Source organism: Luteimonas abyssi, assembly GCF_001482195.1.
Classification (GTDB): domain Bacteria; phylum Pseudomonadota; class Gammaproteobacteria; order Xanthomonadales; family Xanthomonadaceae; genus Luteimonas; species Luteimonas abyssi.
The window spans coordinates 1-609 of sequence record NZ_JUKH01000035.1; the positions used below are offsets into that span (position 1 = coordinate 1).

Here is a 609-nt window from a genome sequence, read left to right on the forward strand (position 1 = left end):
CTCGGGTATTAACCGAATGCTTTTCTTTCCCAACAAAAGGGCTTTACAACCCGAAGGCCTTCTTCACCCACGCGGCATGGCTGGATCAGGCTTGCGCCCATTGTCCAATATTCCCCACTGCTGCCTCCCGTAGGAGTCTGGACCGTGTCTCAGTTCCAGTGTGGCTGATCATCCTCTCAGACCAGCTACGGATCGTCGCCTTGGTGGGCCTTTACCCCGCCAACTAGCTAATCCGACATCGGCTCATCCAATCGCGCAAGGTCCGAAGATCCCCTGCTTTCACCCGTAGGTCGTATGCGGTATTAGCGTAAGTTTCCCTACGTTATCCCCCACGACAGGGTAGATTCCGATGTATTACTCACCCGTCCGCCACTCGCCACCAAGAGAGCAAGCTCTCTCGTGCTGCCGTTCGACTTGCATGTGTTAGGCCTGCCGCCAGCGTTCACTCTGAGCCAGGATCAAACTCTTCACTTAAGTCTTACTAAGGCCGAAGCCCTATATAGCTTGAGTGCAGTCGTCGTCCAGAACTCGTCATCAATCACTCGCATTTGCATGCTTGGAATCGACTTTGTGCTCTTTCGAACGTCTGCGTTTTGTGGATGGTCATCC

Annotated in this window: 1 rRNA gene; it reads right to left on the reverse strand. The window is 53.7% G+C overall.

Annotated features, from left to right (window positions below):
* Window positions 1-474: ribosomal RNA gene (locus RG19_RS00010) — 16S ribosomal RNA — on the reverse strand; the annotation flags it as partial.
* Window positions 475-609 lie beyond the last annotated feature (135 nt).